The organism is Pseudoalteromonas sp. T1lg23B, assembly GCF_002964665.1.
Lineage (GTDB): Bacteria > Pseudomonadota > Gammaproteobacteria > Enterobacterales > Alteromonadaceae > Pseudoalteromonas.
In genome coordinates this window covers 691,138-714,950 of sequence record NZ_PQBZ01000042.1, presented here as the reverse complement: position 1 = coordinate 714,950, position 23,813 = coordinate 691,138, and the positions used below count along the sequence as shown (strand labels likewise).

20 protein-coding genes are annotated in these 23,813 nt (G+C 43.6%); 8 read left to right on the top strand and 12 right to left on the bottom strand.

Annotated elements, in window-relative coordinates:
* Positions 1-263 precede the first annotated feature (263 nt).
* From C2M32_RS19615 to C2M32_RS19595, 5 genes are all read right to left on the bottom strand, one after another.
* Positions 264-629 carry a cupin domain-containing protein gene (locus C2M32_RS19615; RefSeq protein ID WP_105169987.1) on the bottom strand — a complete coding sequence of 122 codons (366 nt, stop codon included), beginning with the start codon at positions 627-629 and terminating at the stop codon, positions 264-266.
* A gap of 202 nt (positions 630-831) precedes the next feature.
* Positions 832-2,019 (bottom strand): kynureninase, encoded by a 1,188-nt coding sequence (locus C2M32_RS19610; protein WP_105169986.1) that lies wholly within the window; start codon positions 2,017-2,019, stop codon positions 832-834.
* A gap of 20 nt (positions 2,020-2,039) precedes the next feature.
* On the bottom strand, positions 2,040-2,903 hold the full coding sequence (kynA, locus tag C2M32_RS19605) for a tryptophan 2,3-dioxygenase (protein ID WP_105169985.1): 864 nt from the start codon (positions 2,901-2,903) through the stop codon (positions 2,040-2,042).
* A 311-nt stretch (positions 2,904-3,214) separates the two neighbouring features.
* The gene (locus C2M32_RS19600; RefSeq protein ID WP_105169984.1) at positions 3,215-5,131 is read right to left on the bottom strand and encodes a hypothetical protein; all 1,917 of its coding nucleotides are present in this window, start codon (positions 5,129-5,131) and stop codon (positions 3,215-3,217) included.
* A 196-nt stretch (positions 5,132-5,327) separates the two neighbouring features.
* A complete protein-coding gene (locus tag C2M32_RS19595) occupies positions 5,328-5,810 on the bottom strand; it encodes a malate synthase (RefSeq protein ID WP_105169983.1) in 483 nt (160 codons plus the stop codon).
* A gap of 172 nt (positions 5,811-5,982) precedes the next feature.
* Here C2M32_RS19595 and C2M32_RS19590 point away from each other — a divergent pair, with 172 nt between their 5' ends.
* The 5 genes from C2M32_RS19590 (at position 5,983) to C2M32_RS19570 (ending at position 11,970) form a co-directional block, all read left to right on the top strand.
* Positions 5,983-7,482 (top strand): DUF3612 domain-containing protein, encoded by a 1,500-nt coding sequence (locus tag C2M32_RS19590; protein ID WP_105169982.1) that lies wholly within the window; start codon positions 5,983-5,985, stop codon positions 7,480-7,482.
* Between the two features lie 3 nt (positions 7,483-7,485).
* On the top strand, positions 7,486-8,358 hold the full coding sequence (locus C2M32_RS19585; RefSeq protein ID WP_325047884.1) for an AraC family transcriptional regulator: 873 nt from the start codon (positions 7,486-7,488) through the stop codon (positions 8,356-8,358).
* 92 nt (positions 8,359-8,450) lie between these two features.
* On the top strand, positions 8,451-9,608 hold the full coding sequence (locus tag C2M32_RS19580) for a helix-turn-helix domain-containing protein (RefSeq protein ID WP_105169980.1): 1,158 nt from the start codon (positions 8,451-8,453) through the stop codon (positions 9,606-9,608).
* 88 nt (positions 9,609-9,696) lie between these two features.
* Positions 9,697-10,389 carry a DUF4386 domain-containing protein gene (locus C2M32_RS19575; protein ID WP_105169979.1) on the top strand — a complete coding sequence of 231 codons (693 nt, stop codon included), beginning with the start codon at positions 9,697-9,699 and terminating at the stop codon, positions 10,387-10,389.
* Between the two features lie 189 nt (positions 10,390-10,578).
* Entirely contained in the window at positions 10,579-11,970 is a 1,392-nt protein-coding gene (locus C2M32_RS19570; RefSeq protein WP_105169978.1) for a S41 family peptidase, read from the top strand.
* Positions 11,971-12,019: 49 nt separating this feature from the next.
* Here C2M32_RS19570 and C2M32_RS19565 read toward each other — a convergent pair whose 3' ends face one another.
* The 3 genes from C2M32_RS19565 to C2M32_RS19555 form a co-directional block, all read right to left on the bottom strand.
* Positions 12,020-13,216, bottom strand: coding sequence for a right-handed parallel beta-helix repeat-containing protein (locus C2M32_RS19565; RefSeq protein ID WP_105169977.1), 1,197 nt, complete (start codon positions 13,214-13,216; stop codon positions 12,020-12,022).
* 193 nt (positions 13,217-13,409) lie between these two features.
* Positions 13,410-14,747: an NAD(P)/FAD-dependent oxidoreductase gene (locus C2M32_RS19560; protein WP_105169976.1), complete on the bottom strand. Its 1,338-nt coding sequence runs from the start codon at positions 14,745-14,747 to the stop codon at positions 13,410-13,412.
* Between the two features lie 21 nt (positions 14,748-14,768).
* Entirely contained in the window at positions 14,769-15,326 is a 558-nt protein-coding gene (locus C2M32_RS19555; protein ID WP_105169975.1) for a GNAT family N-acetyltransferase, read from the bottom strand.
* Positions 15,327-15,610: 284 nt separating this feature from the next.
* Here C2M32_RS19555 and C2M32_RS19550 point away from each other — a divergent pair, with 284 nt between their 5' ends.
* Both C2M32_RS19550 and C2M32_RS19545 read left to right on the top strand, forming a co-directional pair.
* Positions 15,611-17,053: a chitinase gene (locus C2M32_RS19550; RefSeq protein WP_105169974.1), complete on the top strand. Its 1,443-nt coding sequence runs from the start codon at positions 15,611-15,613 to the stop codon at positions 17,051-17,053.
* Between the two features lie 402 nt (positions 17,054-17,455).
* Positions 17,456-18,658, top strand: a complete 1,203-nt coding sequence (locus C2M32_RS19545) for an RsmB/NOP family class I SAM-dependent RNA methyltransferase (protein WP_234401363.1) — start codon at positions 17,456-17,458, stop codon at positions 18,656-18,658.
* Here C2M32_RS19545 and C2M32_RS19540 read toward each other — a convergent pair.
* Positions 18,648-19,238, bottom strand: coding sequence for a LysE family translocator (locus C2M32_RS19540; protein ID WP_105169973.1), 591 nt, complete (start codon positions 19,236-19,238; stop codon positions 18,648-18,650). The two genes, C2M32_RS19545 and C2M32_RS19540, sit on opposite strands and share 11 nt — an antisense overlap.
* 392 nt (positions 19,239-19,630) lie before the next feature.
* Here C2M32_RS19540 and C2M32_RS19530 point away from each other — a divergent pair, with 392 nt between their 5' ends.
* Positions 19,631-21,250 (top strand): tetratricopeptide repeat protein, encoded by a 1,620-nt coding sequence (locus C2M32_RS19530; protein WP_105169971.1) that lies wholly within the window; start codon positions 19,631-19,633, stop codon positions 21,248-21,250.
* A 5-nt stretch (positions 21,251-21,255) separates the two neighbouring features.
* Here C2M32_RS19530 and C2M32_RS19525 read toward each other — a convergent pair whose 3' ends face one another.
* The 3 genes from C2M32_RS19525 to C2M32_RS19515 form a co-directional block, all read right to left on the bottom strand.
* On the bottom strand, positions 21,256-22,167 hold the full coding sequence (locus C2M32_RS19525) for a glycoside hydrolase family 16 protein (RefSeq protein ID WP_234401362.1): 912 nt from the start codon (positions 22,165-22,167) through the stop codon (positions 21,256-21,258).
* 154 nt (positions 22,168-22,321) lie between these two features.
* Positions 22,322-22,804 carry a GNAT family N-acetyltransferase gene (locus tag C2M32_RS19520; RefSeq protein ID WP_105169970.1) on the bottom strand — a complete coding sequence of 161 codons (483 nt, stop codon included), beginning with the start codon at positions 22,802-22,804 and terminating at the stop codon, positions 22,322-22,324.
* A 72-nt stretch (positions 22,805-22,876) separates the two neighbouring features.
* Positions 22,877-23,731, bottom strand: a complete 855-nt coding sequence (locus C2M32_RS19515) for a hypothetical protein (protein WP_105169969.1) — start codon at positions 23,729-23,731, stop codon at positions 22,877-22,879.
* Positions 23,732-23,813: the final 82 nt, after the last annotated feature.

The following is a 23,813-nucleotide window of genomic DNA, read 5'->3' as shown; positions in this document are numbered from 1 at the left end:
CCGCTTAAATTACATAACGAGAATCGATTGTTTTTAAGTCTAGATTTTGAATGTCCATTCCTCGCTCATAGCTTTGCTCGCTACCAACGGCCGTTCTTCGCTCTAAGCCGCGCTTAGAACATTCACGTTAACTCACAATGGGGCAGAAATGAGTTACGCTGATGGTCCACCTTTGTGTTAACACCAAGCATTGGAACAACCAACTAACGCTATCCCACAACCTAAACTTTGGAACCCAGTGCGAGTTACTGAGGTTAATAACCTCAAATCCACACATCATTTTGGGCGGTTAGTTCACCGCCAGCGTCACCGGTATTGACCACACCGGATGGCTCTACCAGCATGACTTTGCACTCTTCGTGAGCAAAGGGCTTGTGTTCCACCCCTTTGGGTACCACGTACATTTCGCCCTCAGAAAGTTCAACCACTTTGTCTCTAAATTCGATGCCCATCTTACCTTCAATCACTAAAAATACTTCGTCGGTATCGTTGTGGGCGTGCCAAGTAAACTCCCCTTTAAATTTGGCGAGTTTAAACTGGTAATCATTCATTTGTGCAATAACACGAGGAGACCAGTGCTCACTGAACTTAGCGAGTTTTTCCTGTAAGTTGATTTTTTCCGATGACATAAATCTGTCCTAATAATTGAAGGGAAACCGCTGTAGCTAGTTTATGAATTTACTCTCTTGTTGTACTTGTGTAAAGTCGTGTGGGCTCATCAAAACAGTAGGTTAGCTTTTGTTTTATAGGGAAAATTTCAATGTGGGTTTGTAGTTACGGTTGCTAAGTTAGTATCACCATGGCGTTGCACCATGGTGATAGCAAAAGGAATTACGATAAATCGCCGACAATGTCTTCCATTATATTCAGAGCCTGATTAATTTGGGCTTGGCTGATATAAGGCGCGGGTCCCAATCTTAGCTGACTACCACGGCTATCGGTTTGAATGCCATGCTCATGGAGTTTGGTAACCCATTGACTGGCATTGGCGGTGGTGAGTGCCAAAAATCCACCATTATTCTCAAGCGGGTGAGCCGCAAGCGTAAAGGCGTCTGCCAGCTTAGGCACCGCAGCAATACCATTTTTAAGCTGAGCAATTTGTTGCTGATTAATGGCTCTGAGTGTGGTCGGTGTAAGCTGTTGCTCGGTAAAAAAGTCAAACACCGCAGCGGCGCGGTAGTGACTGCTTGGGTCGTACGTTGCACCGTCAAAGGCGCTTGAACCGGGCCCATAACCCACTTGCCCTGGGGCTTGGTTCAGTGCGCTAAATTCCGCATACCAGCCGGTTATTATTGGGCTGCCATTATAGCCTTTGGGAATGCGCATCATGCAGTTACCTTCACCGGCTTGGCAGTATTTATAGCCACCCGAGACGATAAAAGCATGTTCAAGTTGCCAGCTTTTAATATCGAATGGCACCACATTTAAGGCATGATAGGTATCAACCAAGCAAGGTACATTGAGGGTGTGGGCGTGCTGGGCAACCGCGCCAACGCCTCTAAAAATCTCACTGGTGCCATAAAACACCGCGGAGATCATTACTGCATCGGTTTGCGCGTCAATTTTCTCGATCAATCTTTGCGCCAGCGTTTCACTGGGGGCAACTGGCACAATCTCAATGTGCATATTCAGTTGTTTAAAACGGTTTAGTTGCCTACGCATCGAGTGGAATTCGCCATCAGTGGTAACAATTTTAACCGCTTTGGAGCTTGGCTGTTTAAAACAGTTTAAGTCCGATAAAAAGCGTAACAGCAACTCATGGGTCGAGGCACCTAGTGTGATTTCGGCATCTGGCTCGCCCAACAACTCGCTGTAAAAGCTTTTCACGCGCTGCGCTTTAGCAAAGGCGTTGGACCATTTGTCGTCAACATGCAGTGCGGCATCTTGATAACATTCTAACAAGCCATTTTTGGCAACATTGGGCCAAGCTTGATGCGAGTGCCCAGAAAGCAAAATGCGTTTATCAACTTGGAAGTCACTGTAGTGAGGTTGCAGCTCTAGTGCAATTTCAGTGGTCATAGTTATGGCTCCGAGTTGGATTACAAGTGTGTTCGCAGTTCGAATAATTCAGGGAAAAAGCTGATATCCAGTGCTTTTTTCAAAAACTCAACACCTGATGAACCGCCTGTTCCTGTTTTATTTCCGATAATCCGTTGTACCGTGTACATGTGTTTAAAACGCCACTGTTGGAAGCTATCTTCGATATCAACCAGTTTTTCAGCTAACTCGTACAAATGGAAGTATTTATCGGCGTCACGGTAGACCATAAGCCAAGCATCTAACACGCTTTGGTTAGCTTCGTAAGGCTGACTAAAGTCTCTATCTAGTACGCTTTGGTCAATTGGTAGGCCTTGAGCTTGTAATGCGATTAATGCTTCGTCATAGAGACTAGGTTTATGCAAAATATCATTGAGTTCGCTGTGCACGGCTGGGTTGCTTTCGTGCACTTTCAGCAATTCGGTATTTTTATTGCCAAGCAAAAATTCAATCTTTCGATACCCGTATGACTGGAAGCCAGACGAATGACCCAATGCATCGCGAAACTTTAGATAATCAACAGGCGTCAAGGTGGAGAGAATGCCCCATGATTGCGTTAGTTGACTTAAGATCTGCTTTACGCGAGAGATCACCTTAAAGGCATGACCGAAGTCGCCATTTTTAATGTTTTCAATGGCTTCGTTCAGTTCATGACCTGCAAGTTTTAACCAAAGTTCACTGGCCTGATGAATAACAATAAAGAGCATTTCATCATGTTGGTCAGACAATGGGTGCTGGGCGCTGAGCACCTTTTCAAGATTTAAATAGTCACCATACGACATATCATCCTTAAAATCGGTATGAATGTCTTTTTCCATGGCGCGGTAATTACTAGGTTTGTTGTCAGAATGGTATGGGCAACTCATGGTTTAGTCCTGCTTTAGCAAAAGTCGCAACGCTTATAGAGGTCTGCGACTAAAGGTGGTTTGCCCAAGAATAACAACCAATTAACAGAACAACAAAGAGTAAACACCAGTTGTGATGATATTGAGTGTGTAAATAACTTTACACATAGCCTGTAGCGCAAATCGCGCTGTTTATTTGGGAGTAGGTGCTTATTTTTACATTGTTCAAGAGCTTATTCGCCTGTGGCAGTAACGTATTGGGGGAGAATTGGGCATCACGCTACATGCGGAATGAGAGACAGTTGCGCTAACCACAACTGTCTTGGGGTTGCTCATTGTAGCAAGTCGGGTTTGCGTAAATCATATTCCCACTTTTTCCATTTGCCCTTTGGCCTAAGCACATGCATGCAATAGTGGTGCGAATCTGGCGCGTCAAGTGTAAGTATGCCCAGATTTAAATGCCCAGAGAGGAATTTGCCTTGCCAGCGTTCAGGTTTTAGATACTGGGTATGCTTCTTCTTAAATGGATTAACTGATAAACCAAATACGGTGCCTTTATGCAGTGCATCCAGCGCCAGCTCCATCGCGCCAACCGGGCGATTGGAGATGGAGCTACTGGTCAGTTGCCAAAAGTTAACATTATGCGCATTAGCTGGGTGTGCTATTGTTTTCTTTCGACAAAAGCCGTAGTGCACATCACCAGAGAGCACATAACATTCTTTCAAATTGCTAACAGCGGTGATGGCTTCACAAAACTTCTCTAATTGTTGCTCGTCACTAATCCAGCATTCACCATCAACGGCCGTTGCTGCGGTGTGTTTGAGCATATCTACGGAGCCAAGTTGCATCTGTTCTAGCTCAGTAAACCCAAACATAGGTGCGGGCGAGAGCACCAATAATCGCTCCGTTGCTCCATCAAGTGTGGCAAGCAAAGTGCGAATATGGGTTAACGCGGCATCATCGACAAGTAGCGGATATAGCGGCCGCTCAGGGCGAAAAGTGCGTTGGGTGCGGGTATCGACCAATAATGCAGGCGGTGAGGTTGGGGCAAGCGTTGTAAAGTTCTGACTTGTGAGGTGCTCAAAGGCTTGTTGATAGCTTTGCGGATTATACGCTGGCAGCGCATTGATGAAGTTTGGCAAAACACTCTCAATAAGCGGCTTTTGTTGCTCTGGGTGATTGCCCCACGCCTGACAAATAGTAAACGCCGCCAATGCATTGGTCACCACCTGCTGGCCTAGGCTGGCTGAGTGGCTCAGTTGTTGTGTAATTTGTTGGGTTAGGTTCCAGTCGTCAGTTACTTCATGGTCATCGAACATCATATAACTTGGAACATGGGCCAATAAGCGCCGCACGCGCCAGCTTTGTTTTACAAAAGTGTTGGCCTTTTCATAGCTTTCCCATTCATTGCGGATCCGTTTGCGCTCCTTATATGGCAGTGCATGGCGATTGCTCGGTAGCTTGTCGGTCGGTTCTGCAAGTTCGTGGCACAGGCCACCCCACGCCAGCATATACATCAACATATATTCAGCAAAACCAATTAAATGTTGGTGCCCTGCCGTAGTGTAAAAACCTTCTTTTTTATTCAGTAATAAGTGTCGGTTTTGCCAGCCAAGGTCGCTTAAGTGACTTCGCCAATGCTCAGTATTGTCGCTTACAGGGCTTGCCAGCGCTTCATCGTTAAATAGCAACTGCGATTGCTCAAACAGGTATTTAGCGACTTGCGGGTCTACATCATCGGCGTAGATTTGATCCCCTGTGAAAAATGCGACATCAGGCAGTGTGTCCAACTTGTTACTGTGTTCGACACTTTTATCGTATGCAGCTAGAGCGTCTTGTTTGGCACCATGAGGTTTGCGACAAGAGGCATTTAATATTTTTTGATTGTTTGCCACATACCGAAAACATGGTAGAGCGTGACCTGGATAAACGGGCAGCGGGCCATTAAAGAACTGGCTTTGAAAGAGGCTGGTATTGTTATAGCGTAAATCGTAGTGAATTAAATCCTGTTCTGGCCAGCCGCTCTGAGGCGCTTTAAGCGTGATCATAACCGCATTTAAATTGTTGCCAATTTTAATGCTGTCAACGTGTGCATCGTCATTCAGGGACGCCATCATTAACGAGGTTGTGGCGGTCAGTGCTTGCTGTTCAAATACACCGTGTATGATCAACCAAATGCAGGCTGTTTGTGAGTCGACCCTTCTGAGCATGGGGCCGCACAGTACTTTTATATCCATTGCTTCTTCCATTCCTATTTCCATGAAGATAGTGGAAATATAGCCTTAACTGGGGGATAAGCACAATGTCAGCGTGTGTGAGCGATGCCAATAAAGTGGTAATACTAGTTAGTGACAGGAAAAATAATCAGCGAAGAATTTAAAAGTTACCTAAAATTCAAGGCACTGCTATGGCTTGCAGTGCCATTTTTATGGTTACGCATGTGGCTTACAGCAGGTAATCACTGCCATCTTTAGCAGTATATTGTTTACAGTGGGTAGCGGTTTGGACGCCTGTTAAAAAGCTCATCCACAAACGATTAAGCTGCACCTGCTGAGCTTGATGCTCTACACTGCTCAGTTGCGTTTCAACCTGAATATCGTCAATGTTGGCGTGGTCAATTTTGCCGGTTTCTCCGCAGCGGTTGAAGGCGATTTCAATATGTAAGCCGTCGGATTTCTTGAGCAAAATTGCGCTGGGGTCATCTCTGTGGCCACATAAAGCAACAAACTGTTTAGGGTATTTCAAACCACAGTGACTGCCGTCAGCAAAAAATGCCATTAGGTGGTTGTAGTAAACAACATAGTGGGTCGCTTGTAGATGGGAGCCATGATCCAGCGGACAGTGCTGATCAAGGAATTGCTTGGCAATGCTAAGTTTTTGGCAACTTTGTGGTTGCGTTTCAAAATTTGAACGGGTGAGTGCTGTCATAATGTGTTACCTCATTCCTGGTCGTTGTAATTGTGTACATGATTTGTGAGAGTGTTCAAATTCAGTGTATGCGACTTTTTTAGATAATTTCACAAAAAGAATTTTACAGTGTAAATTTTACAAATTGTGTTATTTTTAAACACAGGCAGATACATTTGTTGGTATAAAAATAATGAAAAAAGAACAAAGTTTGATGCGAAAATCCCATTTTCTGGGCACAAAAATTCGTAACTTGAGGAAACGTAATCACCTTACTTTAGAGGACCTGTCGGCCCGCTGTATTCGTGTCGATGCACAATCAGCTCCCTCAGTATCCTATCTGTCTATGATTGAGCGGGGTAAACGCACACCCAGTCATAGTATGTTGGAGAATCTCTCCGAGGTGTTCCAAAAGCCCGTCTCTTGGTTTTTAGACAATGAGCCAGAAGCGACCAATATCATACCCGCAAAAGGTAATCATGGCGGGATCTCGGGCATGGCCCTTGAGCCAAATTTTTTGTTCTCGAATGATATTTTACAAATTGCCATACCGGAGATGCTATCTCAGACTGGGATCAGTGGTCGCCAGTTTGCTCACTTACTGATACGTGCTCACCAAGAACACCACCAAAACCACTTTCCCGACTTAGAGCGAGCAGCCGAAGAAGTAGGCAATAAAAATCTCTATCTCAACAGTGATGACTTGATGACAATTGCTCGCTCGCACGCGCTTGAATTGCACTGGTTCGATGAATCTAGCAGTACGCAACTGGGTGAAGAAGGTGAAGTGACGAAACATTTAACCACTTCTTATTTTGTCGCGCCAAACAAGGTGTATTTAAATCGTGTGTTGAAAAGTCGTGAAAGTCGCTTGAAATATGATTTGGCGGTTCATATTGGCCATGCGGTTTTACATAATCAAGATGGCTTGCAGTGCCGATTAACTGTGGGCGGCGCTCGCGATAGCTCGCACAGCACCAACGATACCCCCAATGCACAGGATATTTTGAACGCATGGCGTGACTTTGAAGCCAGTTTCTTTGCTGGCGCATTATTGTGCCCGAAAGCACCCTTTCGACAATTGCTGGACAGCCATGGCTATGAAGTGGGCATACATGAGCAATTAAATATCTCCGCATCGGTTGCAATGCGGCGCATGACGGTGGTTTCACCTTATCCACATTGGCATTACTTTGATGCGTATCAGCCCGGCAAGTTAAAGGCTGTCTATCGAGGTAACGGGATCCCTCTGCCGTGGGGGAATATGCGCACGGTTCAAGACCCTTGTCAGCATTGGGCTGTATTTAGAAAGTTTGCTGAATTGTCGCAACACAGCAGTACGCAGTTATCAATTTTACTGGTGGATGGCAAACCTAGGCTGTACTGTTGTGAGTCAGTACAGGTGAAGGATTTAGCAGACAACTCGCATGTTTTATGTGCTGGGTTAGACCTCAATCCAGCTATCGCGGCGCAAGGAATGGATGCAGAGGCGGTTGTGGCTGAGCTACAGGCTTTATGTATTAAACACGGTGGCGCGAGTGTGATCCCACATAGCCTTAAGCAGCAGCTTTTGAGCGTAGCACGTATTCTAAATATTGGCTGGATAGAACGCGCTTTGAGTAGTGAGGTTAGAGTGATCTGTACACGTGGGAATGCGTGTCCTCGCCAGCCCGGTTGTTACGAAGCCCAGTAAAAAGTGAAAATAGAATGTTTGCCTACCCCAAGGTTAATCGACTACGTGGAGTGCTTTTGCTTAGAGCAAGTGCGCGGTATTAAAAGGAGTGTGCCACAAGGTGTATTTGATATTCTTATAAATACACACGCGCTCATTTACGGTGCAGACAAACAACTGCTGTTGCCATCAATGTGGCTGGTGGGCCAACACACTCGCCAGTATCAACTGATAGCGGAACAACCTTGTTGGGTGTTCACTATTCGCTTAAAGCCATTTGCGCTTTTACCATTTCCTCAATTTAGCGCGGTAGAAATAAAAAATTCAATACACAGTATTACCAGCAATTTTGGCGGCAGTGGGCTTGCCAATCAAATAGTTGATATACTCAGTGAAAACAAAGCACAAACAGCAAATATGCTGTTGGCAGTATGTGCCGAACTTGCCCAAACTTGGCTGATAGAAAACCTACTGATCAAAGCAAATTTTGTCGTCCCGGCATTATTCAGGGCTGAGTCTAATTACATTCTGAGGAATATGGGAAATATCCAAGTTCACGCGCTTTGTGACAACTTTTCATTGAGTAAAGTAACCATTCGCAAGCACTTTTTGGCACACTGCGGATTGCTGTCTAAGGAATTGAGCCAAATTTGGCGTCTTAATCACTTTTTGATGTTGGAACACTCAGGTAAACTGCCATCGATGACGCACAGTGCAATCGCTGCGGGATTTTACGACCAAGCGCATTTAATTAGAGAATTCAAAGGGGTATTTGGCAATACCCCCAAAGCATTTTTTAGCGATGCTAACTTCGACGTAGCAACAATCACTCAGATAGCCAAGCGTTTTGGTGGCTCATACAGCCCACCCACTAGCCCTGCTATCCAAACTGACTGACGACTTATGAGGCCGTGGACGGTTGTATTTATCGACGGCGCACTACAGTTATTTATAAATATAAGTTTTTATAACAATAGGTTATGGAATAAATGAACATTGATGTTGTACAAACGGTTATCTATTCGAGTATGTTAGGGGCCACTGCACTGGCCTTGGTAGATATATGCACCAGAGAGAAGCAAAAGCCAACTATCTTTTTAGGTGCACTGTTATCGCTGTTGATGTTAAATATTCTAGGCGAGCTTTTTTTCTATTCAGGTGCCTATCAATATGCGCCCTCATTGGTTGGTGCACAGTTACCCATCAGGATGTTATTGGGCCCAGCGTTATACTTGTATGCTTACGCCTGTATGTCACCAAACAAGGCCCCATCGCAACGAACCTACCTGATAGCCTTAACGGGACCATTGCTAGCAATTCTACCTATGTTACCTTTCGTTTTTGGTCTAAGTTCAGCGGAAAAACTTGCACTTGCTGACCCTCTCACACGCAACCCAGAACACTATAAATTAGGCATATTGATGTGCGTAGGCACCATGCTGGTCTTTGTTATTTTTACAGGCTTATATTTGGCCGCGACCTTAAAGCTTCACCGTCGCCATTGCCAACAACTGATGGAGAAATTTTCATCCATAGAACGTCAATCTATGGGGTGGTTTAGAGTGGTGTTGATCCTGTGGGGGGTTGCGTGGTTTATGTATTCAGTAGAATACGTCATGGTATTTTTCGGGTGGCGCTGGTTTGGTACAGGCGTTGTGTTGCCACTATTTGAAGCGCTGGTGCTGGTGGCCTTTGCACATTTAGCGCTAAAACAATCTGTATTAGATGATTCAGAAAAAGGTAAGCCACAACAAAGCAATACTAGAAGTACAATGTTAAGCGAACAAAGAATGGCGCAAATTGCGGCTGATTTAAAAAATGTTATGCTTGAAAATCAAATATTTATGGAAGAAGAACTGTCACTTAATAAACTTTCTAACGCAGTGAACATTAGTGAGAACCATATTTCAGAAACCCTGTCGCAGTTCTTACACATGAACTTTTTCCATTTCGTAAACAGCTATCGTATAGAGTTGGCAAAAACGCTGTTGCTGACAACCGATAAGTTAGTGTCTACTATCGCATATGAAGTTGGTTTTAATTCTAAATCAACGTTTAACACCGCATTTAAAAAGCAGACAGGTTTAACGCCCTCCGTATTTAAAAAACAACAAAAAAGCATAAGTGACGAAAAAATATTGAATTAATTCGTTCGAATAGGCCCATTACGACGACTCGATACTTAAAAATTCGCACACTGCACGCATCAAATTATCGATATTTAAGAGGTATAATATGAACGCGCAGAATGCACAGAGTACTAATCTAAACTATGTCAAAATAACGGGGATTTTTTATTCACTGGTTATTTTATTTGGCTTTTTACCAAGAGTCATGTTCGATAAACGTGTGATTTTTCGTGCAGAGGATCCGATACAAGCGATGGGCGAGTTTGAACAAGCTTTTAGGTTTGCCATCGCTGCTGATTTTGTAATGTATACATTGGTGTTGATGTTGTCTTGGGGGCTTTATAAGGTTCTAAAACCGGTCAATAAAGGGATGGCATTGATGGGATTTGCATTTAGGTCCGCTGAAGCAATTCTAGGCTTTGTTACCCTGATTTTTTATATCATGCCTTTGGTGATTTTAAGCAATGCGGATTACTTAGCTGCCTTTAATATCGAGCAACTCAGAGCGCTTGCAATTTTGTTCATCAAATCAAGCGGCGTTGCTTATTATATACTTCTTCCTGTGATGGGGGTGGGTGCTGTCATCTACTGCTACTTATTTTACAAGTCTAATTATGTGCCAAAAGCATTAGCTATTTGGGGTATGGTCACCTACAGCACTATGATTGTTTACGGTGTGGTCAATGTGGCTATGGTTGATGCACCTAAGGAGTTACAATATGCAATGTATCCAGGGGCGTTATTTGAGCTGCTATTTGGACTTTGGTTGTTTTTCAAAGGAATAAAAACAAATAGTTAAGTTTAAATTTCAATTAGAGTAAGGCTGCTCGTGTGTTTCAATATCCACTTCATTTGGCTTTTATATTTAGAGCTAAGTAAATGGATTTAACACACGAACAATACATTAGTGGGCCTTTACTTTTATACAATTTTTCAGCGTTTTTTTTCGATATGTTTAGCTTTGACCGTAACTTTAGGATAAGTGACCATGAAACGAAGCTTAACTCATATTTTAAGTGGCATAGTGCTGAGCGGCCTGCTTAGTAGTGTGTCATATGCTACCGACCTTTCTGAGCAAACCAAGCAACAAACAATCGCCAAACTCTCTTCTTTGTTAGTAGATGAATATGTGTTTGTCGATGTTGCTAAAAATGTGTCAGCTAAACTGCAAAGCGAGTTTGATACAGGTGGATTTGCTCAATACCAAAACCCAGAAAGTTTTGCGCAAGCACTGACTGAGTGGCTACAGCAACATGCAAAAGACCGCCATTTAAGAGTGCGAATAAACCCAAAAACAGACGCTAAAGTAGGCGCAAAGGCAGGGTTACAACAACAATTATTGACGCCTGCACCACTGGGAGAGGGGTCTCAAGGTGTGATTGAAGCCAGTATGTTAGAGGACAACATTGGCTACTTAGAACTAAATGGTTTTAACGTGTTAGAGGATGCCAAGCCTTATTTGGATGCGGCACTGACATTGCTATCATCTGCACAAGCATTGATCATCGATGTGCGTAAAAATGGTGGAGGTTCACCCTATACCGTACAGTATCTATGTAGTTACTTTTTTGCCGATGAGCTATTACTGAATAGCCTCTATTATCGCCAAGGCAATGAAACACAAGATTTTTATGTGCTGCGTGAAGTGGGGGGCAATAAGCTTACTGATATACCCCTTTATGTTCTAACCAGTAAGCGAACATTTTCAGCTGCCGAAGAATTTAGCTACAACATGCGAACGCGCAAGCGCGCAACCTTGGTGGGTGAGCATACTGGTGGCGCGGCCAACCCTGGTGGTATGTTTACAATCAATGATGTATTCAGTGCATTTATTGCCACTGGCACTGCTATTAATCCAATCACCAAAACTAACTGGGAAACAACGGGGGTTGAACCTCATGTTAAAGTTAAGGCGGAGCAGGCGCTTGCAGAGGCTGTGTCGCTTGCCAAGCAGCAAGTTGAAACTCGTTGGCAAGCAACAAAACAACAAAGACAAAAAGACATCCAGAAACTATTTGGTTTCCTTGAAAGCGTCGGTACACACCAGACCTATAATGATGCGCAAAAACAGCTTTATTTGACAAAGTTAGCGGAACTTTTTAAGGTTTTACAATTAGATAGGTTTGCTTTGACAGATCTAGCGTTGGAAGTTATCGAAACACAGCCTAATTTAGCTGCGTTACTACTTGAAGCGAACGCACAACAGTTTCCAAATTCAGGATTTATTTACGGTTATTGGGCACAAGCGCTAGCACAGAGTGGTGATAAAGTGGCCGCGCAACAAGTGCTATCAATGGCTCTAACGCAAGTTAAAGGTGAATATCACAAAAAGCACCTAAAAGATGAACTGGCAAAGTTAGCAACGGACGCTTCGCTCTAGAGGTCGACATAAAACACCGTGGCGATTTAGTGCCACGGTGTTACACAGATTATTGGTCGGCCTGCTGGACGATATAATGATGGTTATTGTGGACTTCTCTAACCACTTGGTCATTTAAGAAAGAGAACGTCATTGGGCGGCTGGCTGCGTCTAATGAGCCATCATCCTCAATGGTGTTGTCGGTGATAATGTGTGGCGCTGAGGTATTGGTTGCATATAGCTTGATGCCATAAGTAACCGGTTGTACCAACAGGTTGTTTTTATAAACATGAGGCAACCCACCACTTATTTGAGCGTTTTGTTGTGCAGCATTACGGGCAAAAATACCATTTTCACCGGCATATATCACATTGTTGTTAAGTACTCTTAGGTTGTCACCATCCAAGACCATCCCGTTACCACCACTGCGGTAGATTAGGTTGTTACTGATCTCCACATCATCTCCACCAACTTGAATCCCCGTGTTTTGCCATACAGGGGCAAACGGGCTAACACCGGTACGGTAGATTTTATTACCAGTGATTTTGGCATTTCCTAACACGGAATTTAACTGAATGCCATCCGCTGCTGTATATTCTAGTTTGTTGTTATATATACGAACATTCTCTAATTTATGGGGATAGACCGTGGTTTTTTCGCCATTACAAGTTAAGGTTCTGCTTCTACCCGTATAGCCCACATACATGCCTTCGCCTTCTTCTGTGTGATGCACGTAGTTATCGTGAATGCTAATGCCATTCATGGTGAAGTTTTCAGCCCATGTTGCCGAGTCACAGTTGGGGTCTGTTTTAATGAGCATCCCAGCAAATCTTGCACGGTATATTTCAATGTGATCAACCTCGATTTGCTCGGTTAGATTACCTACACTCAGCGTGCCTCCTAAGCGAATACCAAATGGGACTGCTTCACTGTCGGAGACAGATGTTAAGCGAACCCACTGAGAGCGCTCAATAGCGATGCTGTATTCATACGGGTTAGTGGTAACGACACCATCTTGATTTCGAATTTGCACTGGTTGCGATTCACTGCCAATCAAGTTAGTAATTTTAATTGGGCCACGCTCTCCTTTTGCTAGACAAATTGTATCTCCAGCAGAGACGTTCATTGCGATACCGTCAATTAAATACTGTGATGAAGGTACGATAAAATCGCACTCATTAGTGGCATTTGGTGCAGCAAAAGCTGACGTTGTGAGTAATGCCGAAGCGCTTAATAAACTGTACACAGCGAAAGAAGAATGTTTCATGAAATATCCCTAATTTATTTTTGTCCACAATAATTAAACAGGTAAATTGAATTGTTGCAAGTACTAATGTATGTGAATGAGGTAAATAGATCTAAATTAAGAGGATAGTATTATATCAGTTGATAGATACCGAAAGCATTGTGTGTTCTCGCTATCTATCAAGCATATCGGTAGTTGTAATGGCTTAGACCTGTTATCCAAATCGATCTTTGAAATGAGCATATTGGTAGTAGGCCAGTTGTCCAAATCGCCTAAATCGAGGGAAAGGCAGATACGGTAAAGGGGTTTGGTAAAGCGGTAATTCTGGGACGGGTTGCTTGGCAATCAGCTGAGCTAGTCGATAGGCTGCTTGAGCACTAAAAGACACACCCGCGCCACAATACCCTAGAATATAACCGACATTTTCTTTGAGACACACATGAGGCATGTCATCAAGTGCAGCGGCGATAAAGCCATTCCAGTAATAGTCATGCTGAATGTTGGCTAGGGAAGGGAAACAAGCGGTTAAGCCTTGTTTGAGGTTATTAAGATACACCTCTGAGTGCTGATCTTTAGCGAAAACAGCACCGCGGCCACCAAACAAGATGCGGTTGTCTGGTAGCAAACGGTAGTAATACTTGAGAGTGCGGGTATCCATGGTCACCTGATGGGTTCTCAATCCGGTCTGTTCAAGCTCTTGCTGACTCAAAGGTCGGGTGACCAAAATGCTGCTTAAAATGGGTAAATATCGATTATTGATAAATGGATGCGACTGTTTGCTGTTGTACGCATTCCCAGTATAAACCACGGTGTTTGCCGTGATGGTGGTATCTTTGATGCGCAGATGATGGCGATTGTTTTTTGCTTCGACGTGTTCAACCAGCGAATTCTCAAACAGTGTTACACCGGCTTTTATTGCCATCTCGCGATAGCCTAGTAACAGTTTTAAAGGGTTGATGCCAAATCCATCAGGCAGTCTCATTGCCCCATAGGCCTGCTGATTAAGCATATACTCTTGTTCGAGTTCCGCACTGGTTAAGAACTGAGCATCGCCTCCCAAATGCTGTAAAAACTCTGCTTGAGCACGCAATCCCTGCATAGCCTTTTGGTTATGGGCAATTTTCAAATAGCCCTTATCCTGCATTTGGCACTGTATATTATGTTCACCGATAAGTGACTCGACGCGATTAACCGCAGCACTAAATTCATCATAAATGCCTTTACAGGTTTCCATTCCCCATTTTTTAGCCATTTGTGGATAGCTGAGGCGACCAGAACCTTTGAGTACAAACCCAGCGTTACGGCCACTCGCGCCGAAGCCCACCTGATTGGCTTCTAAGACGCAGCAACTGATACCCTGTTCATGTGCCAGATAGTACGCCGTCAAAAGGCCACTGAAACCGCCACCAATAATAGCAACATCAAAATGTTGATTGCTCGTGGGTGCATTATTCGCGCTAGGTAAATCTATAGTACTGGCCCAATAGCTTGGCGCATAACCAGAAGCTTGGCAATGTGGGTGTGTAAGCGGGTCGTAAAGAGTGTTGCTCATAAAATTCTTATTCATTATTAGTTAAAACATTAAAACCATTTCAGCGGCTTGGCAGTGACACTCATTACCACATAAAGTACACACATAGCCGTCATTGATACAGTTTTCAAGCCAGCGGTCGTCATGGACTTTGAGCAGCTTCCCACCAGCTTTAGTGAAGTATTTTACCGCACCATTACCTGGGCTTTGCATCCATAGATGAGCGATACCAGCGAGGGCGCCTTGTTGTCTCAGGGCTACGATGGATTCATGGAGTAACTTTGGGCCAATACCTTGGCCTTGCGCCTCGGGCGCGACGGCTATGCACTTGAAGTAAGCCATTTGTGAGGGCAATACTGGCCAGCTTTTGGGTGTACACCATTTATCAATCGGCCACTGCTGCGCGGCATAACTGGTTCGAAAACCTAGCAACTGCCCTTGCTCATCCAATGCCACAAAGCAAGCGTTAATATCGAACTTAGTCCCCATTGCCACCATTTTTTCAAGACCTGACGCATCAAGATAGTTGTCTCCATGCACTTGATTGGCCAGTTTGATGACTGCTTGATGATGCTCTGGGCGTAATTCAGTAATGACCATTTTAGATACCTGCTTGTTTTAAACCCTCTTACCTTACTGTGAATTTAATAATAAATCTTTATGAAAAAGCAGGTACACAGAAATTTTTTTCAGTACGGTTTTTTACTTTGTTATTAATTAATTAGCAATGAAAGACAGTGGTTAGGTTGAAAAATATACACAGGAGATTGTTACAATCCTTTACATAAAGTAATTGACAGCGATGTCATCTAATTAATACTGTGAGTTAATCGTGTGAATTTTATGTTTCACGCTTGATACAACGTAAAGGAAGGAAGAATAACATGTACAAACTCACTCCCTTGGTGGTTGCACTAAACTTGGCGGCAATATCTGCAGCGGGTGCGATGACGATTGAACCCGATCCACAAAACCCTGGTGGCTATTTAGTTTCAAAAGCAGAGTTAAATGAGATCGCGAAAAACAAAACGAGCGATCCTATGTATGCTAATTGGGCCAAAGCCCTAGAAACACGCGACAATGCTATTGTAGAGGCGATTTCACCGGGTCTTAGTTCGAACCCTGACAATGTAAAACGCGTTGAAAGAGTATTTCCAAAAGCACAATGGAATTTCTTGACGCAGATGGCTGCGCCTGAATACACCTACACACGCTTTTTACGTGCTATTGGAAAATTTCCTGCCTTTTGCGGTGATTATACCGATGGTCGTGATGCCGATGCTATCTGTAAAAAATCCATAGTGACTGCATTTGCACATTTTTCACAAGAAACTGGCGGCCATATTGCTAAGGATAATGTGTCTGACAACCCGCAGGGATTAGAGGAATGGCAACAAGCACTTGTTCACGTTCGTGAGATGGGCTGGTCAGAGGGACAGCCGGGATATACCACAGGTTGTGGTCAGAACGACTGGCAAAATCGACGTTGGCCATGTGCAAGTGGGCAAGGGTACTTTGGCCGCGGCGCAAAACAGTTATCTTATCACTTCAACTACGGAGCATTTTCCGAAGTTATGTTTGATGGCGATGCGACAGTATTGCTGAATAACCCAGGACTTGTGGCAGACTCATGGCTCAACTTGGCCTCAGCGATATGGTTCTTCTTGACCCCTCAAGCGCCAAAACCAGCTATGTTGCATGTGATTGACCGCACTTGGGAACCATCGCAACGCGAGTTAGAAGCAGGGATTGGTTATGGTTTTGGTACGACAATTAACGTCATCAATGGTGGTATTGAATGTGGTGAACAGAACAAAAACAAAGGTCAACCTGTTAATCGGATCCGCTACTGGGAAGGCTTATCGCACCACTACAATGTGCCAATTGAGAGCGATGAAGAAAACACCTGCTGGCAACAAACGCCATACGGTAGTCTAAACCTAAACGGTGCGACCGATGTGCTTTACACCAACTGGGAAGGTGATTGGGCTTACTATTCAGACAGACCAGGTGGTTACTCATTTGAATGTAAATTAGTGGGTTATCAAACCGCTTATTCGGCGCTCGTACCTGGAGATTATGAAAAGTGTGTCACTAACTTTTATAAATCTCACGCCAGTTGGCCTCAAGTTCGTGTCGTAGACAGTCTAGAGCCGCCCGTTGATGAACCTCCTGTAGGCGGTGTGCCTGCTTGGGATGCCAATAAAGTCTATGTAGGAGGCGATCAGGCGAGTTATAAAGGCGCGATTTACGAAGCCAAGTGGTGGACAAAAGGCGATGTGCCGGATTCATCACAGCCTTGGAAGTTTGTCAAAAACGCTGAGTAATCATTAGTATTGGGCAACAGTAAAAAGCCGATAGTGTGTCACTATCGGCTTTGCGTTAAACGTAGAGTAGGCTAGTTTAACTTAATTATTGGTTGGTTTGGGCTTAAAAAATATCGACCTAGTTGACTTAGATACAAACAAAGTCACTATGTATGCAATACACGCCGGATTATTTAGTATTTTAAACTGATGGTGGTTTGTTACAATGAAATAGATGTAATTAATTGTAAGCAAAGTGGTTTTTTTCAATGGTAATGGCTTTTATATGGCTTTTAAATAGCACACATGAGCAAGCAGTAAGTCGTTCTATCCCTCCTTTTTAATACACCAGATTTTCTCGCTGTTACGCGTAAAAGCAGTTACAATTCGCGGCTATAATTCCCCCTGAATATGAGGTCACCTGTGTTTGCAGAACGCCAATGTGTAGAAACGCAAATTATTGCTCTTGAGCAAATTATGTTTACCGAACAATATGCAGACAAAGTGATAGAAAGATCGCTTGCTGAGCAGCCATATTGGGATCTTTCAACACGGCACGTTTTTGTAACGCAGACATACGATATTATTCGCTGGTGGCGCAAATTGGCATTTGCCCTGAGTGGTAGTGACGAGGTGCAGCCAACTTCAATTTGGCATATGTGGGGTGCCTATAAGTTGCTTGATGGGGGAAGCCTACCGCAATGGCCTGAATTGGATGGGCTTAGTTTGCAACACCTAGAAGAAAATCTTGCTAAAGCCAGTGATGCTCAGCTGAGCAGTTACCCTGATTGGCTTTGGCAGCGCGCTGAGCGAGAGCTGGCGGAGCAATGGCCAAATGTGGCTCAAGGGTTGAATATGCCAGCCAAGGCTTATCTGCGAGTTAATACGCTAAAAGCAGAGACTCACAAGGTACAACACGCACTGAATGAAGAAAACATTGTTACAGCAGCTTTGGCGCTTGAGCATGCCTTAGAAGTGACACAACACGGACACCTTTTTAAGTCCAAGGCTTTTTCACAAGGCTGGTTTGAGATGCAAGATGCAGGTTCACAGCAGATAGCACCTTTGCTTGACCTAAAACCCGGTTTACGGGTAGCCGATGCATGTGCAGGTGCGGGGGGCAAAAGTCTTCATATTGCGGCCTTGATGCAAAATAAAGGTTACATTTTGTCGATGGATATCCATCAGCACAAATTGGACGCCCTTAAAAAGCGTGCAAAGCGCTCTGGCGTACACATGCTTGAAACTCGTGTAATTAAAAACAGCAAAACAATCAAACGATTAAAAGATAAGTTTGACCGTGTGTTACTGGATGTGCCTTGTTCTGGCACGGGGGTGCTTCGTCGCAACCCCGATGCTAAATGGCATATAAAGAACCAAAACATCGATTCGTTGCGGGAGCTACAAAGTGAAATTTTGCAGCGCTATAGCCAAATGTGTAAACCTGGTGGTCGTGTGGTGTATGCGACATGCTCGATACTGCCTAGCGAAAATCAGCAACAGGTACAGGCTTTCTTAGCCAACAACCCGCAATTTAAACTGGTGGAAGAGTTACACTTGTTACCGGGTATAAACAGCGAATTCGATGGGTTCTATGGTGCTGCATTAGAACGTATCAGTGACTGATAAGTACCGAGGCTACAACTAAAATAGCCACCGAACATAATCCATTAAGCCGCTTGATATGCTGGCGGCTTTTGAATATTCTGCCGAGTTTTGCACCAGCCAACAGCCATAATCCATCAATAATACTGACCAAAGTAATACAAATTAGCGCAGTCAAAACAATGCTCTGTGTTTTTTGTTCAGTATGTATTTCAAACTGAGTAAACAGTGTGATTAAAGAAGCATATGCCTTGGGGTTGATAAGATTTAGCAATACACCTTGCGAAAAACTAGGCAGGCTAGCTTCTTTTGTGTGTTGTGCATCTTGGAAGTACAGTCTGTAGGCCAAGTACACCAGATAGCCCACACAAGCCAATGATAGCAGCGACGCAAGCTGTGGTGAACGTGCTAACAATTGTGACAGGCCAAGATTAACCAATACCATCGCCAGCGATAGACCCGTAAGAATACCAGCCAGAAACGGCATATTGCGTTTGTATCCAAAGTTAGCGCCTGAGGCAAGTAAAGAAATGGGGGCAGGGCCGGGGCTACCAAATAATAATAATGTCATAAAAAGCAAAGAGAACAGAGCGTCGTACATAACAACTCCTCATAGCTTATGCCGCTGGGCTAGGTGAATTAGCCCAGGCGCATTGGAGTCTGCATACGGTGATTACATAGTTTAAAAGCAAGCCGTAGAACGGGCATATTGTTGTTAGAATGATAAACCGAACACAAGACTCTTTGGCGCGGTTCTACGTACTTTATGGTGTATTATTTTGATTTCAACAATACTTTAAGCTTTGTTTACAAACTCAAAGCTGTCAATGTGAATGGCCAAATAAGCAATGAATTAGTTCAGCTAAAGTGGTTATTACAGGGTGATTTAACAAATACTTCTATTTTCTTCATATTGAACAGCTTACGCCGCGCTTGTTGTGACAACGAGAGTCTATTAAAGTAATAATTTGTTTGCCTATCTTTGGAGTATCAATGGGTTTTAGCAAGGGACTGTTCAGGCGTGCCTCACAATTTAAAAGTTTAGGCTTTGTGATTGACCTAAAGTTAGGTGTGATCTCTAAAGCACGCATGTGCCATAGAGTACGAGCTAAAACGCTACAAGTGTTGCAGATACTATTGTTGAACAATCATCAAATTGTGTCAAAACAGCGTCTGTTAGAGGCTATTTGGCAGGACGTTGTTGTACAAGAGCAAGTGTTAACTCAATCAATTAAAGAACTCAGAGACATTTTTGGCGCAGACGCTATTAAAACATTCCCTAAAGCGGGGTATCAATGGGTTGCTCCCGTCAGACCGCTAGTCAGTGTAAAGGCGTCTGTGTTAGTGCTCGCATCATGTTGTGCAATCGTGATAGCACTGCTTAGCAGTTTGGTGGCAACGCCTCACAAAGCCCACTTGAATATCGCTTTTTTACCGGTTGAAAATGCCATTCCTGACGAGATCCATCAGTGGGTGCCGTTAAGAGGAATGGAGTATTTATCACAGCAATTACAGCATCATTCTGATCTTCAGGTAATTGGTCACGATCAGGTTTTGTATGCCCTTGAATATTCAAAAGCGACCGCATCATTACAACCAACAGAAGACATGCTGGTCAGGCTACAGCGTAAGCTGGCTGCCAACTTGATTGTACTTACGCGTATAACGGGTTATCCGCAAGATTATCAATTACATTACACATTGGTGTTTGAACATAGCATTGAAAAAGGAGTTGAGTTTGCCCAGACCATAGAGCAGAGCTTTGATAAGCTTATCGCTATGTTGGCAAAACGTTACGCTGAACAGTATCAATTGACTGGGAAAAACTGGCATAGTGACTTTAGCAATGAAGCATTTGCCCGTGGCGTTGAGCTGTATTTACAACAGGCCTATCAACAAGCAATTCCGCTACTATCTTCTGCTTTGCAAGTAGAGCCAAATTTACTTGCAGCAAGACGCTATTTAGCCGCGAGTTATGCGAACCTTGATCGCCAAGGAGAAGCCATTGCTATCTTGCAGCATACAATCGAACTTCCCAGCATTGAAAATACCAGAGAATTGATCCGAGCACATTTGATGATAGGTTATCTACTCATAAACTGGCCGCAGGGTGAACCCAGAGTAAAAGAATTACAAGATGCACAGTCTCATATCGAGCAGGCTCAAAAGCTCGCCCAAAACCAGCAAGACAAGCTGTTCATTGCATACACCTACGAAGAGTTGGGAAAGATTAAACGTTTGCAAGGGCAGTTTGAGCAAGCCACACAATTAATCACACAGGCGCTGGAATATCACCAATCATTCTATGGTCAATATGGGCAAACGGCGGCACTCATTGAGTTGGCCAGAGTGAAGGCCGAGCAAGGTCAGTTTTCTTTAGCAAATCAATATCTTAAACAAGCTCAGGACATAGCGGACGACAATGGTGCACCTGCAAATCAAATTTGGGTCTTACTTGCTAAAGCCGATATTGCTCGGTTACAAAATGAGCTAATAAAAGCCGAGCAATATGCTGTTCACGCACAGTCTATCGCTCGTCATAGTGATCAGCCACACCTTATTTCTCGCGTAGAAGATTGGTTTAACGACCGATCACCTTACTCTTTGAACTAGTCGGGTTACAAGCTGCAATAGTCATCCAGCTTTGGACTCCAATCAGGCACGGTATCGAGTTGCGTAATGCGCTGTTTGCGCAGCTCTGCCACATTGTTCATAACCGCCTGCATATCAAGTTCGGTATCTTTGATGAAATAAACCCAGTCTACGTCTTGATAATATTGACGCATTTCTTTGCTTTGCAAAAGCTGTTCTGCAATAAACCACAAATTGAAGTTAATCGACATTGCCACTTCTGGGTAAACTTCTGAGCTGTGTTCGGCGAATAGTTCTCCATTGACGTAATATCGTAGCTGATTGTCAGCAACTTGCAGCAGTAAAGTGTTCCAGCCTTGTAAGCTATTTTGGATAGTGCTGTTCTCATTCACCGGTGTGAATGGGTTGAGTTTAAAAGTCTCCCATGAAGTAGAAAACAGCGTTTTTTCACCTTTTCCCCAACCGCCATTGGCAAGGTATTCAAAGTCCATTTCACTATAATCTGGGTCCATTGGTGCGGCTAGCGGACTGATAGCGTAAAAGGTTTCGACGATACCATCGCCATCTGGGCCATATTGTGGCTGGTCGTTAAAGTACACTCGAGCCGCGTAAGTTCCCTCACGGTATTTTCGTTTATGACACACTTGTGTGTGACGAGTGTTCTGAGCGGTACCATCGGTTTTTGAAGTTAGGCGCATCACAGTGTTGCTGTGATCAAGTGCATCTGGGTGAAAGGTGATCCCTTCTTGCCACCATTTGGCGCCTTGTACACCGGGATGTCCTGTTTGTGTGCGTGCTTGCCAGCCATTTTCTTTGGCGTGTGTAAAAGTCTTGTAGCTAAAGTCATCAAACATGACCGCATTTTGTGCCTTGGCAGCATACACTGTACTCATTGTTACCGTGATGACACTTAGCTTTATTAATTTATCTATAGTCATTGTTTTATCCTTACTCTTGTTGGATGGGTTGGCTTTAAAACCTTGTAAGGAAAAACACCTCAAAACGCTAATTAAAAATAATTAAACCGTCTTTAAAAAACAGATAAACCAATGATTAATATACTTAGTTTTTTTAATATTTCATGCGAAGTCATCACTCCGTTACGGTTTTATAAATAGCAAACCCTCTACGTTGGTAGTTGCTTAGTGCGCTAGGATGGTCCAAATCACAGGTATGAACCCAAAGGCGTTTAGTGGATGGGAACGACCATGCCGAGCTGATTGCATGACTAAGTAATGCGCCACCATACCCTTTACCTATAAACTCGGGCGTGAGGCCAAAGTAGGCTATTTCTACGTTGCCATTATCTTGCACACTCAATTCATAATATCCGGCAATAGCGCCTTGCACATAGGCGACCCAAGTACGAATATGATTACTCTCAATATGACTTTGCCATTGTGCGGTTGACCAAGACAGTTTATCTGTCCATTGCCATTGTTTTCCTACAAAAGCGTATAGAAACTGATTAAACTCTGGCTGAGTGAGTTCAACTTCGCTGATCACCAACTGTTCGGGAATTGATGAAGGAATGAGTGCTTGTTCACTCAGCATTTCGAGGTAGTAGGTCTGCATTATTCACATCCAAGTTAAATTTGAAAAATGGTGATCATACTCGGTTATTTTCGCATATATAGCCGCTTTGAGTTATTCGTCCTGTTTTACGGTTGATAAGTCGAAGTCCCAAGATACGGTATATTTCATGTTATGGTAGAGTGAACGTACAACTTCTAGCTGTTTGACTAGAGAGTTAACACCTGCAAAGCTGCCATCTTGTACATAGACTTCATACCAAGACTGCATATCTTTTTCATAGTATTTGTCGATTGCATATTGCATTAATGCTGGGTTTGCATCTTCAATACCGGCAACAAATAGGGAAATAAAATTGGGCTTGAGCCAGCTGTCCTTAGCCATTATTTCTAACGTGTTGATGTTCTCAAAGACATCTCCCTTACTAATTGAAGAAGCATCCGTTCGTTTTAAAATCAGCCACTTTCTTGGTACGAAAATACTGGTTGCCGTTCCGCCATTGCCCCAGTTTTGTTGGTGGTACCACACTTCGGCACCATTTTTTGTTGGCACAAGATGAGGTGTTTCTTTGGCGATAAAAGTTTTGTTTAAATAGAGCGTTTTTCCACCCCAAAGATTTTTAGCTGGAATAACGAGTTCGATATTGTTTGAAAGGGTATTACCACATATCCCATGTCCGACAATCATCCAACCAATTGTGCCTTGTTTTGATTGTACAGGCTTAAGCGTTGGCATGTCCTTTCGACAGCTAAAGAAGCGGCCACCAGCGGCGCTGCTGTGAACAAATTGGCCGTTTTCATATACGCTATATTTTATTAATTGCGCTTGTCCCGTTGCCGTTGTGACTTCACTGCTAGAGACCTTGATAACATATTTATCTTCTCCAATAGTAAAGTTGTTTTCGATACTGGCGAGGGATAGATGAGAAAAGAATATAGCGATTGCTATGGCAAACGGTCTGACTGTCATTGATAACTCGTAAATTGATACTAATGTGAGTGTTTAGTTTGTAAGTTCTTTTATTGGGTACATTGTATCTAAATCGTATCTT